This is a genomic window from Coleofasciculus sp. E2-BRE-01, assembly GCF_040221695.1.
Lineage (GTDB): Bacteria > Cyanobacteriota > Cyanobacteriia > Cyanobacteriales > Coleofasciculaceae > Coleofasciculus.
Map to the genome: position 1 here is coordinate 1 of NZ_JAVKEA010000155.1, position 15,651 is coordinate 15,651.

The 15,651-nt window shown below is 45.8% G+C and carries 12 protein-coding genes and 1 pseudogene; 8 read left to right on the forward strand and 5 right to left on the reverse strand.

Annotated elements, in window-relative coordinates; translation table 11 throughout:
* From RIG66_RS19210 to RIG66_RS19230, 5 genes and pseudogenes are all read right to left on the reverse strand, one after another.
* Nucleotides 1–641: pseudogene (locus tag RIG66_RS19210) on the reverse strand (tetratricopeptide repeat protein); the annotation flags it as partial.
* Between the two features lie 305 nt (nucleotides 642–946).
* Nucleotides 947–2,029 (reverse strand): hypothetical protein, encoded by a 1,083-nt coding sequence (locus RIG66_RS19215; RefSeq protein ID WP_446380356.1) that lies wholly within the window; start codon nucleotides 2,027–2,029, stop codon nucleotides 947–949.
* Between the two features lie 407 nt (nucleotides 2,030–2,436).
* Nucleotides 2,437–4,557: a S8 family peptidase gene (locus RIG66_RS19220; RefSeq protein WP_446380357.1), complete on the reverse strand. Its 2,121-nt coding sequence runs from the start codon at nucleotides 4,555–4,557 to the stop codon at nucleotides 2,437–2,439.
* A 448-nt stretch (nucleotides 4,558–5,005) separates the two neighbouring features.
* On the reverse strand, nucleotides 5,006–5,155 hold the full coding sequence (locus tag RIG66_RS19225; RefSeq protein ID WP_446380358.1) for a hypothetical protein: 150 nt from the start codon (nucleotides 5,153–5,155) through the stop codon (nucleotides 5,006–5,008).
* Between the two features lie 11 nt (nucleotides 5,156–5,166).
* A complete protein-coding gene (locus tag RIG66_RS19230; RefSeq protein WP_446380359.1) occupies nucleotides 5,167–5,988 on the reverse strand; it encodes a TrmH family RNA methyltransferase in 822 nt (273 codons plus the stop codon).
* 324 nt (nucleotides 5,989–6,312) lie between these two features.
* On the opposite strand from RIG66_RS19230, the gene RIG66_RS19235 reads away from it, so the two are divergent.
* The 8 genes from RIG66_RS19235 to RIG66_RS19270 all read left to right on the forward strand — a co-directional run bounded on the left by RIG66_RS19235 (nucleotide 6,313) and on the right by RIG66_RS19270 (nucleotide 15,197).
* Entirely contained in the window at nucleotides 6,313–7,194 is an 882-nt protein-coding gene (locus tag RIG66_RS19235; protein WP_446380367.1) for an MBL fold metallo-hydrolase, read from the forward strand.
* Nucleotides 7,195–7,470: 276 nt separating this feature from the next.
* The gene (locus tag RIG66_RS19240; RefSeq protein WP_446380360.1) at nucleotides 7,471–9,903 is read left to right on the forward strand and encodes a PAS domain S-box protein; all 2,433 of its coding nucleotides are present in this window, start codon (nucleotides 7,471–7,473) and stop codon (nucleotides 9,901–9,903) included.
* Nucleotides 9,904–9,985: 82 nt separating this feature from the next.
* Entirely contained in the window at nucleotides 9,986–10,201 is a 216-nt protein-coding gene (locus RIG66_RS19245) for a hypothetical protein (RefSeq protein ID WP_446380361.1), read from the forward strand.
* An 11-nt stretch (nucleotides 10,202–10,212) separates the two neighbouring features.
* The gene (locus RIG66_RS19250) at nucleotides 10,213–11,082 is read left to right on the forward strand and encodes a response regulator (RefSeq protein ID WP_446380362.1); all 870 of its coding nucleotides are present in this window, start codon (nucleotides 10,213–10,215) and stop codon (nucleotides 11,080–11,082) included.
* A 40-nt stretch (nucleotides 11,083–11,122) separates the two neighbouring features.
* A complete protein-coding gene (locus RIG66_RS19255) occupies nucleotides 11,123–11,416 on the forward strand; it encodes a circadian clock KaiB family protein (protein ID WP_446380363.1) in 294 nt (97 codons plus the stop codon).
* Nucleotides 11,417–11,471: 55 nt separating this feature from the next.
* The gene (gene kaiC / locus RIG66_RS19260) at nucleotides 11,472–12,989 is read left to right on the forward strand and encodes a circadian clock protein KaiC (protein ID WP_446380364.1); all 1,518 of its coding nucleotides are present in this window, start codon (nucleotides 11,472–11,474) and stop codon (nucleotides 12,987–12,989) included.
* A 43-nt stretch (nucleotides 12,990–13,032) separates the two neighbouring features.
* The gene (locus RIG66_RS19265) at nucleotides 13,033–13,176 is read left to right on the forward strand and encodes a hypothetical protein (protein WP_446380365.1); all 144 of its coding nucleotides are present in this window, start codon (nucleotides 13,033–13,035) and stop codon (nucleotides 13,174–13,176) included.
* Nucleotides 13,177–13,235: 59 nt separating this feature from the next.
* Nucleotides 13,236–15,197, forward strand: coding sequence for a response regulator (locus RIG66_RS19270; protein WP_446380366.1), 1,962 nt, complete (start codon nucleotides 13,236–13,238; stop codon nucleotides 15,195–15,197).
* Nucleotides 15,198–15,651 lie beyond the last annotated feature (454 nt).

Below are 15,651 nucleotides of genomic sequence, written 5' to 3' on the forward strand. Positions count from 1 at the left end.
GCGATCGCGCCGTGGAAGCAAAAACCCTGAATAATCTGGGTGGTGTCTAATGCCTGTTGTTTTTCTCCTAAGTCTGAATAGACACCACCAATATTATTCAGGGTGTTTGCTTCCCCGGCGCGATCATCCACAGCATGAGATAAGGATAAAGCCTCTTGGAACTACTCTAATGCCAGATGTTTTACTACTAATACAGAATAGACACCACCAAAATTAATCAGGGTGACAGCTTCCCCTGCGCGAACTTCTACAGCCCTCCTTAAAGGTAAAGCCTGTTTGTAGTACTCTAATGCCTGTTGATTTTCTCCTAAGTCTGAATAGACAGCACCAATATTATTCAGGGTTATTGCTTCAAGGGCGCGATCTTCGAGTTCTCGATAAAGAGGTAAGGCTTGATTATAATAATCCAGCGCTTTTTGCTTGAATCCTAATAAATTATGAGTTCTACCCAGTGCCAGATTAATCAAAGCCTCTTTTGATTGATCCCCCACTTCACGCCACAGAGAAAGCGCTGCTTCCCATTTTTCGATCGCTTGTTGCAGGGATTCGGCTGTCCCTTGTTGAAACAGTTGCAATCCTTCGTTAGACAGTCGTTCGGCTTCAGCGCGTTTATCGGCTTGGGCGATCTTTATCGGCGCTATCTCTCCAGCGCGTTTCGGTAGGGATAACCCCTGATCTTGTCCCACAGCGACGATGAAAATGCTGCTGAATATAGTGATTACAGCATGACAGGAATAAACCAACCATTGCCGAGAAGCTAAGGTTGGCTTGAGAAAATAGGTTTGACGTTGTTCTGTTGGCTTTTGGTAATGCATCAGTTTATGTTCACGTTTGGGTTGAGTGCGCCTTCACTACCCTCTATGTCTTACGAGGTTGAGGTTATGCAATGTAGAGACGTAGCATGCTACGTCTCTACACGCCATTTCCCTTTGCCCAGGATTTATCCCTACCTGCCAAACCGTTCTAATAGTTCCTCACGAGAACGAGTTAATAGCAAAGGAGTCAACTCTTGATGAGGTAACTCTAACATGGATGCGATTTTGTCGGCTAATTCTGCATCAACTTCACCAAACCTTACTCTCAGCAGGTTCTCCACCTTTTCTCGCCTCCCTTCGCCTAATCTCAAATCTCGCCCAGAACCCTCGCCAAACCACAGTAATAACTCCTGCTTAGAAAGGCTAAACAGTAGACGAGTTAACACCTCTGGCGGTAACTGTAACATCGGTGCGATGATCGCTTCTAATTCGGCATCAATCTCACCAAACCGCACTCGGAGGAAGTTTTCCACCATGAGTCGCTGTCCTTCTTGTCTGCCTTCTAAGACAGCCTCTTCCCGCCATTTCAAATACGCTGGTGATAAGTTCATAATTAACTCCCGATCTGCATTACTTAACCTTTCACTCCTGCCCACATTAATGCGCCAATTGGCTAGTATTTCCAGTATATTCCGCCGCAATGGACTTTCTTGGGGCAACTCAAGTAACTCCTCAATTGCTTGTTGCTGTGTTCTCCTTTTTCCTAATACTCTTAACCACAGTGTATCTTGACTTACGGGTAATTGGTTAATCGCTACCAGTGCGGTTCTCAGAAATTCAGCTAAGAAGTAAACCCCTTCTCCCCAATTCTCCGACTCATTCAACTTGGCACCAAACCCGTTGAGTAACCGTTGAGAACAAGAGGGCGATAGAATCCACAAAAGGGGTAACTCATCCTCTGACACAGAACGTTTCTCTCGTCGTGCCTTTCTCAAAAGTTCAGCTCGTAGCGAATACAATTTCAATAAGCAACCGTGTATTTCGGCTACAGTCGGGGCATTACGAAACGGTTCAAATAGACAGGCGGTGGCTGCCATTTTCCCCAATAATCCCAGATTAGAAGAATCTGTCGAGGGAGAAGATGCAGGTACAAACCAAACATCCACCTGGCGCACTTCGCTGGGTACATCTCGGCTAGTTTCTACTGTCCCCAGTGGCGCTAATAATTCTTCCAAATACTGCTTGGCAAATTGGTCATGAGGTTGTCGTGTCATAGGTCAAGGAACAGGGATGATAAAACCGATAACTTATTACTCCCGTTCCGGCATAAGCTGCTGTAATTCAACCCCCACACCGATTGGAGTTTTTCGTTCGTTATACAAGGATTTTATCCTGGAGTTTATGCCAAACGATATTTAAATAAAAAAACAATAATGTAGGATTAATTTGTTTATTTTATCGCTCATCAATCTAATCGAGCGTTTTACCCTCATTTCCTAACCCTTTTTCCATCCTCCCCTATAACATCGGTCTAGTAATCGAAATTGATGCTATATTTCAAAAAAAAAACTGTAACAAGAGCGACCAAATAATACCTTTTGTAGAGACGTTGCATGCAACGTCTCTACAAACTACAAGGATTTCGCCATTATTAGTTATTCAGGTTTAAATACCGAATAGCTTACTGCACAGCTTGAATCGCCGCTTCTGCATTCACCAAACCCAGACCAAAGAAATAATTCTCAGCGGAAGTGGGTTCAGGAAATATTAAAAATTCGGGTCTTTCTTCGGGTTTTTCCCCAGTTAAACGGGCTTGTTGATAACTTTGATAAAGATCCTGTTCTGTTTCCGTTAGCGTTAATCCCTGATAACTAGCTGTTTCTTCCAACACGTCTATAATTCGCTCTCGATTCAGGGTATTATTCACTCCTTTCATTAAAGCCACTACCCCAGATACAGCAGGTGCAGCAAAGGATGTTCCCTGAACTTGCACATAGTTACCCAAGGGATCGAGAGTATATCCCCAAGCATAGTCAGGTTTCGTTATCCCTTGCCATAATGATGATAATCCAGTCCCCCCGGTGGTTAAAATACCCCCACTCAAACTGCGACTAATATCTCCACCGGGAGCAACCACATCCAACCCTTTGCCATAATTACTATAGGAACTGCGCTCACCGTGCATGTTCGTCGCCCCGACAGAAAGAACTTGGGGAATAGCCGCCGGGAAACTAATTCCAGATCGATTTTCATTTCCGGCTGAAGCCACAATTACCAGTTGAGGATTTGCCTCTAAAACACTCAAGATTTGTTCATTTAATGCTTGATGAGGCATTAATCCGCCTAAACTCAAATTAATTACATCAACATCTCGTGCCGCCGCGTAGCCAATTGCTTCAATTAAAGAGATGGAATCTATTGCACCATTTAATCCAAAGACGCGAATCGGTAAAATTTTTGCCTGGGGTGCAACCCCGACTATTCCGCTTTGATTTGGAGAATGCGCCGCCACTACACCAGACACCCAGGTTCCATGAAATTCAGATGTTATCTGACTGCGAAAGTATTGTTTAATTGAATTACCCCTTTCACAAGCAGACGCATCAGGGTTGTTCTGAGCGAATAGGAAGGCTATGTTTTTATACTCTTCCACCATTTCCTGACAAGATAGCTCAAAGGTATCGCGAAAATGGGGCTGAATAATATCCCGTTCATTCCGACTCAATCGGGTATCAGGATCACCTTGTCCAGAACTAGAAAAGTCCCACCCTTTGACCTCACCGGGGAGTTTGTCGGGATAATGATCTGTGGTATAAATATTGTTAGCTAAATCCTGGTGATCCCACTGGATCAAACTGTCAATCACCGCAACCACAACCCCATCCCCACCCTGGCTGGCTTGCCAAGACGCGATCGCGCCAATATCGGTACGAGGCAAAAATTTCCCTCGTTGCGGTGTACTATCGAGATGCCACAGTAGCGGTAATAAGGTGGTGGAAAAGGGAGTGTCTTTGGGCTTAGGTAAACGAGCAAGGCGTTGTTGCAGGATTCGCTCCGGATCAAGAATTTCTTGGCTAGAATTAATCAGGTTGGTTTGGGGGACAATTTTATCCGAAATTGCTTGAATAAAATTAGGTGTCGCTGACTGAATCCCACTGACTTGATTGAGTTGATTAGCAACGGTAATTATTTCTGTCCCTGATGCCGATTTTGACCGGGCGACATAGCGATTTTGACTGAAGCGGAGGGGACGAATGATTTCTAAATTCTGCTCGTCCAACACTTGTTGCTTCTGGGTTTCGGATGTCTCTGGTGCAAAACTAATGACAATTTCATTGGGGAGAACAATCAAATTTTCATTCTCCCTATCCTCAGATTCCCCTTGGTTGAGAACGGGTAAGGTTTCCTCAACATAAGGCTGTTGTTGAATCTGATTGGTTAACAACCGGGTAGACGTTCGCACCCCAGCCGGAAGCCGAACCAACGCTAACTGATTACCGAGAGGGTCAACTTGTAAGTTTGTATTCGGTTGTAACGTCGAACCTCGCCCTTGAATTCTCCTTGTAGTTAAATCGTCTTGGAGTTGCAAATATAGGGGTTTATTCCCTCGCGGCTGAATGGCTTTGAAGCGAACCGCCAGCACATCGTTACGTAGATTTAGGGGAATTTGTTTGCCATAGAATGAGTAGGATAGTGCTTCAGTCGGTTGGGCTTGAGCTAGAGAGGCTTGAGGACGTGAACCTAGATTGTCAATGTTCCACAAACAGGCTGTGATTAAAATGGCAGATACAAATCGCTTCATCTTGAGTATCCTTGTATACGCTACGATGTATCTCTACTTCTGGAGTAGGGAAGCTTATGCAAATCAGAGAGTATAATTATAAGTTGTAGGGTGCGTTAGGCGCATTTGAGGATTAACTTTTATCATTTCAACACATAAGAGCGCCGCAGGGCACCATGTTTCAGTTCAGTTGTGTAGGGTGCGTTAGGCGCATTTGAGGATTAACGTTTATCATTTCAACACCTAAGTGCGCCGTAACGCACCATGTTGTATAGGATGCGTTAGCTGCATTTGAGGATTAACATTTATCATTTCAACACACACATAAGAGCGCCGTAACGCACCATGTTGCGGTTCAGCGATACTTCGGTGCGTTACGCTGCGCTAACGCACCCTACGGTTTGAGACAATTTTGGGATTTAATTCCACTAGGCTTGTAATGTAAACGCTGCCCAATAATCAAGCATTTCTACCCAGCAAACCGTTCTAATAATTCCTCACGAGAAAGCGTTAACAGCAAAAGAGTCAACTCTTGATGGGGTAACTCTAACATGGCTGCGATCGCGCCTGCTAATTCCACATCAATTTCACCAAACCGCACTCTCAGCAGATTCTCCACGTTTTCCCAACCTACAAGTTAATTGAATTGCGGCTACTGGAACGCTGATCTAAATGTTGACGTTTTAATTCAAAACACACGACGGCGGCGGCAGAGGCGACGTTTAAGGATTCGGCTGGGGAGTTAATTGGAATTGATACCCATGTATCAATTAATTGGTGATGATCGGAATGAATTCCTTCGGTTTCATTTCCGAGGACAAATACTGAAAAGGGAGAAAAGGATAGGTTATAGAGTGTTGAGGTGGCTGTGCCGCTTAAGCCATAAATTGTATAGTTTGCCTGACGCAATTGCTGGAGGGCTTCAGATAGTTCCGCACAGCGCAATACTCTGGTATAAAAGGCTGTGCCTGCGGAGGCTTTAATTACGAGGGGATTCAAGTCAGGACATCCTTTTCGGGGGAGGATAATTCCGTCAAATCCAGCGGCTAGGCAAGTGCGGATGATCATGCCGACATTACTGGGATTTTTGACGCCATCTAAAGCCAAGAATTGGCGGGTTTGGGGTTTCTGGTTGGGGGGATGAGATTGTTGGCGTTCTAAATAGGTGGATAGGGCTTCCATCGCGGGGGGAATGACATCGACAACGACGCCTTGATCATGACGACCGTTGCGCGAAATTCGGGTAATGTATTTGGGGGATTCTCGCGAAATTTTTACACCGCGTTGTTTGGCTTGTTTTACGATTTCGTCAATGAATTCGCCGCTGGCATTATTGGCAATTAAGAGTTTATCGATAATAATATCCGGGTTGGATAGGGCTTCTAATACGGGTTTTCTGCCATAGACTGTAATAAATTTATCTCTGGGATGCTTGGTTTTGTGGGTTGTCATGGTTAGATTTTATGGGTTTTATTGGTACATATCGGTGGGGTTTCTGGGCGCACGTCGGTGTTTTTTTTGCGCACGTCGGTGCGCCCCTACGTGGCTTTACTGGCTTAATCCTCTATGATTTACAACGGATCATCGCATTGTCATTAGATTGTCACAGATGCGTCACATCCAGTAACTAGAGTGTATCTAAGTGAAATTTATTCACTCCTCACACCTCAAAACCATGCTCTGCTCTCTTCCCCTTGGGATAGAGGGCATTTTTATTTATATTTCCTACTTTATAAGTATTGCATCTGATCATATAGTTAAAATTCAGATAAAATGATGGCTACTCTTGATCAACGTCGTCCCCAAAATGTTAAGGGTGATGTTTATGTGGATGAAACTTGTATTGATTGTGATACCTGTCGCTGGATGGCACCCAATGTCTTCCATCGGGCAGATGGACAATCTGCGGTTTATCATCAACCGATGAATGAAACTGAACGGTTAGCGGCGATGCAGGCGTTGTTATCTTGTCCTACGGCTTCGATTGGTACGGTAGATAAGCCGAAGGATATTAAAGATGTTCAGGAGACGTTTCCGATTCCGATCGCGGATGCGGATAATGTTTACCACTGTGGGTATCATGCGGAAAGTTCGTATGGGGCGGCAAGTTATTTGATCGTCCGGGATCAGGGGAATATCTTAGTGGATTCGCCCCGATTTACGCCAGCGTTGGTGAAACGGTTAGAAGAGAAGGGGGAGATTCGCTATCTGTATCTTACCCATAAAGATGATATTGCCGACCATCAAAAGTTTCGAGATCATTTCGGGTGCGATCGCATTCTGCATCGTGATGATATTACCGCCAAGACTCGCGATGTGGAAATTCAGCTAACCGGGGATGACGCGATCGCACTCTCCCCCGATTTGTTAATTATCCCAGTTCCCGGTCACACCAAAGGTCATACTGTTTTACTCTATCAGCAACGGTTTCTCTTTAGTGGGGATCATCTGGCTTGGTCTGATCGCCTGCATCAACTCCATGCTTTTCGTAATGTCTGCTGGTACTCCTGGTCAGAATTGCTGAATTCTATGCGGCGTCTGGCTACCTATCCGTTTGAGTGGGTACTTCCAGGACATAGACGGCGATATCATGCAGATAAGGAAACCATGCGCCAACAGATGCAAAAGTGTATCGCTTGGATGGAAACAGTACGCTAAGTCGGTTGTCCTTTGTCATTCGTCATTTGTCATTCGTCATTTGTCATTCGTCATTTGTCATTCGTCATTTGTCAGGCAATAGGCAATAGGCAATAGGCAATAGGTAATAGGTAATGGGCAATAGGTAAGGTAGAGACGTAGCATGCTACGTCTCTACACCCTCCCTCATCTCCCCCATCTCCCCCATCTCCCTCATCTCCCCCATCTCCCCCATCTCCCCCATCTCCCTCATCTCCCTCATCTCCCTCATCTCCCCCATCTCCGATTTCCTAAGCCATGACTCATGACTACATCCAACCGCCTAATATTCGACCTGCTTCTGTTCTGAGTAAGCAACTCAAATCCCTTTCTAAAGCCGTCAGCATAATTGTCATCGGGATCGGCTGTCTGGGGCTGTTGGGTTGGATGTTTAACCTTTCCTTATTTAAAAGCGTTGTACCGGGATTGGTGACGATGAAAGCCAATACAGCTATTGGCTTTATTATTAGTGGTGCTTCCCTCTATCTGTGGCTTATGGGTAAAGGGAAAAGCAAAAAGCGTTCACCCTATCGGTCATCCTTGATTGGTTCACAGGTATTAGCTGTATTCGTGATCGTGCTGGGTATGCTGACTATTATTCAATATAGTTTTAATCTCAACTTAGGCATTGACCAACTGCTCATTCATGAACGCCCTGATGCGGTAGACGTTGCTGCTGGGGGGCGGATGGCACCGAATACGGCGTCTAACTTTTTGCTATTGGGTTCGGCGTTGCTGCTGTTAGGGAAAGAGGCTTATCTTTCCGCCCAGTTTTTTACGATTTTGGTTTTCTTGGTGGCGTCTTTTGGGCTAATCGGTCACCTCTACCAAATCCCTCTCTTTTATAGTGTTGGCTCCTATACAGGCATGGCAATTCATACTGCCATTAGCTTTATCTTACTGGCGATCGGGATTCTCGGTGCTTCTGCCAATTGGGGGGTGATGAAGGTGGTGATTAGCGATCGCGCTGGGGGTATTATGGCACGACGTCTCCTCCCAGTGGTGATTAGTATTCCGCCTGTGTTGGGCTGGTTGGTGTTATTGGGGTTTCGCGCTGATCTCTATCCGCCTGTCTTGGGATTTGCCTTTCGCAGTGTCTTGGCAATTATCATTTTTGGTGCATTAATTTGGTGTAATGCTAGGCGATTGAATGCCATTGATGACCAGCGACAACAGTTTCAACAGGCGCTGTTAGCCAGTGAACAGAAATTCCATGCCATTTTTGACCAGACGTTTCAGTTTATTGGTTTACTCAAACCCGATGGTACATTGCTGGAAGTGAACCAAACTGCTTTGAATTTTGGCGGATTGCGGCGCGATCAGGTGATTGGTAAACCCTTTTGGCAAGCAAGATGGTGGACGATTTCAGCCCAAACTCAAGAGCAATTAAAAGATGCGATCGCGCGATCGGCTCAAGGTGAGTTTATCCGCTATGAAGTTGATGTGCAAGGGGCAGGGGATAGGATTGCCACGATTGATTTTTCTCTCAAGTCTGTTACCGATGATACTGGACAAGTGATGTTGCTGATTCCCGAAGGGCGAGATATCACCGACGTGAAACAAATCGAAGAACAACTTCGCCAAAGTGAAGAACGCTTCCGCCGTGCCTTTGATGATGCCGCAACGGGTGAAGCTTTGGTGACGCCTGAGGGTCAGTTTATTCGCGTTAATCGTGCTTTATGTGAATTATTAGGGTATCAGGAATCGGAATTACTGGCGACAACCTTTCAGGAGATTACTCATCCCGATGACTTGGAGGCGGATCTGCGCTACGTGCGTCAACTGTTAGCCGATGAGATTCAAACTTATGAAATGGAGAAGCGATATTTTCATAAGCAAGGACATGTCATCTGGATACGGTTAAGTGTTTCGCTGGTGCGCGATAGTCAGAGACAACCGTTGTATTTTGTCGGACAAATTCAAGATATTACTCAGATCAAACAAACCCAAACCCAGATGAACAATCTGGTAACTGAACTCGAACGCAGTAATCGGGAATTAGAAGACTTTGCTTATGTCGTGTCCCACGATTTACTCTCCCCCCTGCATAAATGGCAAATGCTGAATGAGTTGCTGACAGAAGACTATAGTCAGGTTCTAGATGAACAAGGGCAGGAGTACCTGAGACGGATGCGTCAGGTCAAAGAGCGAATGCAAACCTTTATCAATGATTTATTGATGTTATCGCGGGTGACGACCCAAGCTCAACCCTTTGTTCCAGTCAATTTAAATACCGTTGTCCAAGAGGTGTTATCTGATTTGGATATTCAACTCCAGGAAACGGGTGGAACCGTTGATGTCGAAGCGTTACCCACTGTCAATGCTGATCCCCTACAAATGCGACAACTGATGCAGAATCTGTTAAGTAATGCATTGAAGTTTCATCAGTCAGAAATAGCGCCTGTTGTCAAGGTTTATGCCCAGCCGAGTCAACTCCCGGATCAGGATCAAATTGTGGTCAAAGATGAAGGGATTGGCTTTAAGTCAGAGTATGAGGAGCAAATCTTTGAGGCATTTCAACGCTTACACAGCCGTCGTCACTACGAGGGTACAGGATTGGGGTTAACAATTTGCCGCAAAATTGCTCAACGTCACGGGGGAACGATTAGCGCTTCTAGCGTTCCAGGGGAAGGGGCAATGTTTACGATTACACTACCGACAAAGGAGATTGACTCTTCAAGCTACTTGTAGGGACACGATAATATCCACCCGTGTCAAGTTAAGCTCAACCCCTCTCCCAAGCCAGCCCTCACCCCCAGCCCCTCTCCCAAGCTTGGGAGAGGGGAGCAAGAGGGGAGCAAGAGGGGAGCAAGAGGGAGCAGAGGGAGCTGGGGAAGATGGGGAAGATGGGGAAGATGGGGAAGTTAACTCAAAACTCTACCTTACCTATTTATTGCCTATTGCCTATTGCCTATTGCCTATTCCCTCTCCCCACCACAAGACTTATTCAGCAGCTCTTAATTATAGTATTGGAGAAGTGAATCTCTAAAATCACCACTCATGCTGGATCACTGTTGCCGCGTTTTACTGGTTGAAGATGACCCCGATGACATCGAGAAACTGGAAAAACTCATAACCCAAGCCAAATCTCCCTCATTTAGCAGAGGATTTGAACTCCTTTGTGCTGAGACACTAGATCAAGGACGAGGTTATTTGGCGCAAGGAGGTATCGATGTCGTGCTATTAGATTTAATGTTACCCGATAGTCGGGGGATGAACACCCTCCGGACAATGCAGCAAACAGCGCCCGATGTACCGATTATCGTCCAAAGTGTTCTCGAAGATGAGCGAGTTGCGGTTAAAGCCCTGGAAATGGGAGCTTATGGCTATTTACCCAAAGCGAAGCTGGATACCAGTTTACTCGTCTACGCGATTCGCGCCGCCTTGGAGCGACAATATCAACTGGCTGAACTCGAACACCATCAGCAGCAGCAAGAGCTGGAAGAGTTAGAAAAGTTAATCTCTGGCGAGATCAACTCGACGCCAAAATCGTCCAGTGTCGAACCCCTGAATAAGAGAATGCCCGATGTATTGGAGGAACTCAGGCAACGCTATGGTGATTTAATGGAATGGGCATTAGAAGAACGTGTCTATAAAGTTGACCATCAGCTATCGATGCATCTAACGAATTTCGCCGAACAGTTGGGGTTACTCCAAGCCTCCCCCCGTGATCTGATCGAGCTACATACGACAACCTTAAAACAAAAAAGCCAAGCGGTGAATCGACGTAAGGCACAAGCTTATACTACAGAAGGACGCTTTTTACTATTAGAACTTATGGGCAACTTAACCGCTTACTATCGCAGATATTTCATTGGATTGAGTAAAATCAACTTAGAAAAAGATGCTAACAAGTCCAGTCCGTCGTAAAAATAAACAGCAGTATGTTAAAGTCATTGATTACTCTAACATGTGTAAACAATATCAACTCAAGCTTTATGTTACCGGAGATACCCCCCGATCGCAACGCGCGATCGCCAACTTGTATCGACTCTGTGACCAAGAACTACCGGGTCAATATAAAATAACGATTATTGATGTGACCAAATCTCCCCACCTGGCGGAGGCGGAACATATTTTAGTCACCCCGACCTTAATTAAAGAATGTCCCAATCCTGCTCAGCGAATTGTGGGGGATTTGTCCGACACGGAAACGGTTTTATGGGGGTTAAATATCAGAGTCAGGCTCAACAAGATTGAGTAATAGCCCCCCTAATGCTATTCTAGATTTCCCTAAAGTTCACTAAAGCAGCAACGGAATGACTCAACAACAACTGCCAGAGTTTATCGCAAAAGTAAAAACGGGCATTTCTGGCTTTGATCTATTATCAGAAGGGGGACTACCTCAAGGTCGAACCACCTTAGTTGCAGGTACAGCAGGCAGTGCAAAAACGATTTTTGCCTGTCAGTTTCTGGTCGAGGGAATTAGAGAAGGACAAAACGGCGTCTTTGTCACCTTTGAAGAATCTCCCCAAGCCATTCGCAAAAATATGCGCGGCTTTGGTTGGGATATTGAACAATGGGAAGCTGAAAAAAAATTCGCTTTTGTTGATGCGTCTCCGAAAACCGGAAATCGACCCTTAGTTAGTGGTGAATATGATCTCGGTCCCTTGCTGGCTCGCTTAGAATATGCCATAGGACAAGTCCAGGCGGAACGAGTTTCCATGGATTCCTTAGGCGCGGTGTTTTCTTATGTACCCGATATGGCTCAAGTACGCGGCGATTTATTTGATATTGCTTGGGCATTGCGGGAACGGGAAATTACCTCAGTATTGACCTCAGAACGGACTCAGGAATACGGGGACATTAGTCGCTATGGGGTAGAAGAATTTGTCGCCGATAATGTGGTCATTTTACGCAATGTATTGGTGGAAGAGAAACGTCGCCGCACAATTGAAATTCTAAAATACCGAGGCACTCCTCATCAACATGGTGAATTTCCCTTTACGATTTTGCCTGATCAAGGTATGGTTGTCCTTCCCTTAACTGCCTCCAGATTAGATCGAAAATCCTCCAACCAGCGAGTTACATCAGGTAATCCTGAATTAGATAGCATGTGTGGAGGTGGGTTTTTCCGCGATTCGATTATTCTGGTATCGGGGGCGACAGGTACAGGCAAAACCTTAATCGTGACCGAATTTTTGGCAGGGGGTGTTAACCAGGGAGAACGATGTTTGCTCTTTGCCTTTGAGGAAAGCCGGGAGCAGTTATTTAGAAATGCGGCTGGCTGGGGCAGGAATTTTGAGCAGATGGAACGAGAGGGCAACCTGAAGGTTTTCTGTCGCTATCCTGAAGAAACCGGGCTGGAAAATCATTTGGTGAAAATCAAGCAAGTTATCGAAGAGTTTCAGCCGAATCGGGTGGCAGTGGATAGCCTTTCGGCAATGGAAAAGATTGCTCAACTCAAAGGATTTCGGGAATTTATCCTCAGCCTAAATGCTATCCTAAAAAACGAGCGAATTATCGGACTACTCACGGCGAATACAACATCGCTCATGGGCGGAATGTCGGTCACAGAATCTCATATTTCCACCAATACGGATTCAATTATATTACTACGTTATGTGGAAGTTTATGGAGAGATTCGCCGGGGCTTAACGGTGCTAAAAATGCGCGGTTCAAAACATGATAAGGAAATTCGTGAGTTTACCATTAATGAAAGCGGGATGCACATCGGTAGACCATTCCGCAACATTACTGGCATTCTCTCCGGTAGTCCAACCTATATGAGTCAGAGTGAAATTGACCGCCTGGGTAGTTTGTTTGAAGAGACTTAAGGGAAGCAGGGGTTGTAGAGACGTAGCATGCTACGTCTGGGAGATGAGGGAGATGGGGGAGATAGGGGAAGCTGGGGAAGCTGGGGGAGCTGGGGAAGCTAACTCAAAACTCTACCTTACCTATTGCCTATTGCCTATTGCCTATTGCCTATTCCCTGACAAAAAACGAATGACAAAAAACGAATGACGAATGACCAATGACGAATGACCAATGACGAATGACCAATGACGAATGACGAATAAAAAATGACAAATGACTTGAACCTTCTAATTCTACAAGACTCGACTCTGGCAACAGAACCAATACTATCGCTATTATCTGAAGCAGGGCTGACGGTAACGTGGCAGTGCGTCAGTACAAAAGCGGAGTATTTGGCTCACCTAAATCCCACCATTGACCTAATTTTAATCGACTATCCCTTAGCCGAATTTAATGGGATTGAAGCCATTTCCTATCTGCCAGAACAGAATCTGACTATTCCGGTCATTATCATTAGTCATAGTAATCGTGTGTCGATTGCCGTCGATTATATGAAAGCTGGCGCAGCGGGCTATCTGCTTCATGAGCAAGTCTCACAGCTTCCTCACGTTATCAAGCAAGCATTAGAAGCAAAGAACAGTGAACCCCAGAATACAGTTGACTCTACGGATTTACAGAAACAGTTACAAGCCCAAACTGCAACCGTGGCGAAACTCTCAGAACAATCCCAACTGGAAAATTTAGAAAAGGAACAGATCAAAGCAGCACTCATCAAAAGTGAAACCCAGTTTCAGGTTTTAATCTCCAAGAATCCGGATGGGATTATCGTGATAGACGCCAACGGTATTGTCCAGTTTATCAACCCAGCCGCCCTGTCCCTCTTTAGTCGTCAAGAAGACGAACTCTTGGGTCAAGTCTTAGGCTTTCCAGTCGTGGGCGAGGATAACACGGAAGTGGATGTGCGGACAGGAACTGGGGAAAGTCGAGTGGCTCAGATGCGAGTGGTACAAATTGAGTGGCAAGGAAAAAAAAGCTACCTGATTTCCCTGAGAGACGTTACTCAACAAAAGCTTGTAGAACAAGAGAGGATTCAACTCTTAGAAAAAGCCGAAGCCGCGAATCGGATTAAAGATGAGTTTCTGGCGATTGTTTCCCATGAGTTGCGTACTCCCCTGAATCCAATTCTGGGCTGGTCAAAACTGCTACGGACAAGAAAACTGGATCAGGATAAGGTCGATCAGGCTTTAGAAACCATTGAACGGAATGCTTCCTTGCAAGCCCAACTGATTGATGATTTACTCGATGTTTCGCGAATTTTACGCGGCAAATTGAGTCTGCAAACCTTGCGAGTAGACTTAGTGCGGGTGATTCAAGCGGCGATTGAAACCATGCGTTTAGCCGCCGCCGCCAAGTCGATTGAGATTGACACCCAATTGGATTCAAGGGTGGGATTTGTGTCGGGTGATCCCAACCGTCTCCAGCAAGTGGTGTGGAATCTGCTGTCCAATGCGGTGAAGTTTACACCTAGGGGTGGACGGATCACGGTGCGATTACAAGCGATTGACTCCCATGCACAAATCCAAGTCAGCGATACGGGTCAGGGGATCAGTCCCGACTTTTTCCCCTACATCTTTGATTATTTTCGGCAAGAGAATAGTACGACAACCCGAAGTGTGGGCGGGTTGGGATTAGGCTTAGCCATTGTCCGCCATTTGATTGAACTGCACGGGGGGAGAGTTGAGGCGGAAAGTGAGGGAATTGGACAGGGCGCAACGTTTACAGTTACGTTACCACTAATGTCAGATTCACCAATTAATACTCACAAGTCCTCGCCAGACGATGAGGGTTTAGATTTAACGGAGGTGACGGTACTCCTGGTGGAGGATGAGGTAGATACCCTCGACTTGCTCACGATTATCTTGGAAAGCTATGGTGCAAGGGTTAAGGGGGTGACTTCAGCAAATGAGGCGCTGGCTGTGTTTTCTCAAGGGCAACCGGATGTGTTAATCAGTGATATTGGGATGCCGGGAATGGATGGCTATGAGTTAATTCGCCAAGTGAGAGAACTATCGCCCGATCGCGGCGGGTTGGTTCCGGCGATCGCACTGACAGCCTATGCAGGAGAGACGGATCTCGAACGGGCATTATCGGCGGGGTTTAATCGTCATATTTCTAAGCCAGTGGAACCGGATCAGATTGTGGATGCGATCGCGAATTTGATTCAGTGATAAAAACGCCGGAAACGATGGCATTTAGGGTATCCGTGTGGGTGTCAACTTAAGCCACATTACCCACGATAGGATACTGGGTGTGGGGTATGGGGTGTGGGGTGTGGGGGAAAGCGAGCAATTTTGGCTCACTATGTATTAAACGGAGCCTGTTTGAAAAAAACCTTGTGGATGAATAGGTGAGGTGACTGGTGGTAGGTGTGAGCTTTTTAAGCCGACAACAGACAATTCCATCCTGACACCCGACACCCGACCCCCGACACCCGACACCCGACACCCTTGCTAAACCGAGCTTTCACCTTATGTTGACACAAATGACAGACGTGCGCCCCTACGGTTTCCGGGTGTGAAGCTCATCAATAAAATATTCCTCAAATCCTTACATAAAGGTAACTTGCTTCTTTTCGGAAGCGAGTATGACAAATGACAAATGACGAATGACAAATGACTTACT

What these genes read in the sequence shown, in the direction of transcription:
- RIG66_RS19215 (WP_446380356.1), bottom strand. Translation starts at nt 2,029, where the DNA reads ATGACACGACAACCTCATGACCAATTTGCCAAGCAGTATTTGGAAGAA.
- RIG66_RS19220 (WP_446380357.1), bottom strand. Translation starts at nt 4,557, where the DNA reads ATGAAGCGATTTGTATCTGCCATTTTAATCACAGCCTGTTTGTGGAAC.
- RIG66_RS19230 (WP_446380359.1), bottom strand. Translation starts at nt 5,988, where the DNA reads ATGACAACCCACAAAACCAAGCATCCCAGAGATAAATTTATTACAGTC.
- RIG66_RS19235 (WP_446380367.1), top strand. Translation starts at nt 6,313, where the DNA reads ATGGCTACTCTTGATCAACGTCGTCCCCAAAATGTTAAGGGTGATGTT.
- RIG66_RS19240 (WP_446380360.1), top strand. Translation starts at nt 7,471, where the DNA reads ATGACTCATGACTACATCCAACCGCCTAATATTCGACCTGCTTCTGTT.
- RIG66_RS19250 (WP_446380362.1), top strand. Translation starts at nt 10,213, where the DNA reads ATGCTGGATCACTGTTGCCGCGTTTTACTGGTTGAAGATGACCCCGAT.
- RIG66_RS19255 (WP_446380363.1), top strand. Translation starts at nt 11,123, where the DNA reads ATGTGTAAACAATATCAACTCAAGCTTTATGTTACCGGAGATACCCCC.
- kaiC (WP_446380364.1), top strand. Translation starts at nt 11,472, where the DNA reads ATGACTCAACAACAACTGCCAGAGTTTATCGCAAAAGTAAAAACGGGC.
- RIG66_RS19265 (WP_446380365.1), top strand. Translation starts at nt 13,033, where the DNA reads ATGAGGGAGATGGGGGAGATAGGGGAAGCTGGGGAAGCTGGGGGAGCT.
- RIG66_RS19270 (WP_446380366.1), top strand. Translation starts at nt 13,236, where the DNA reads ATGACAAATGACTTGAACCTTCTAATTCTACAAGACTCGACTCTGGCA.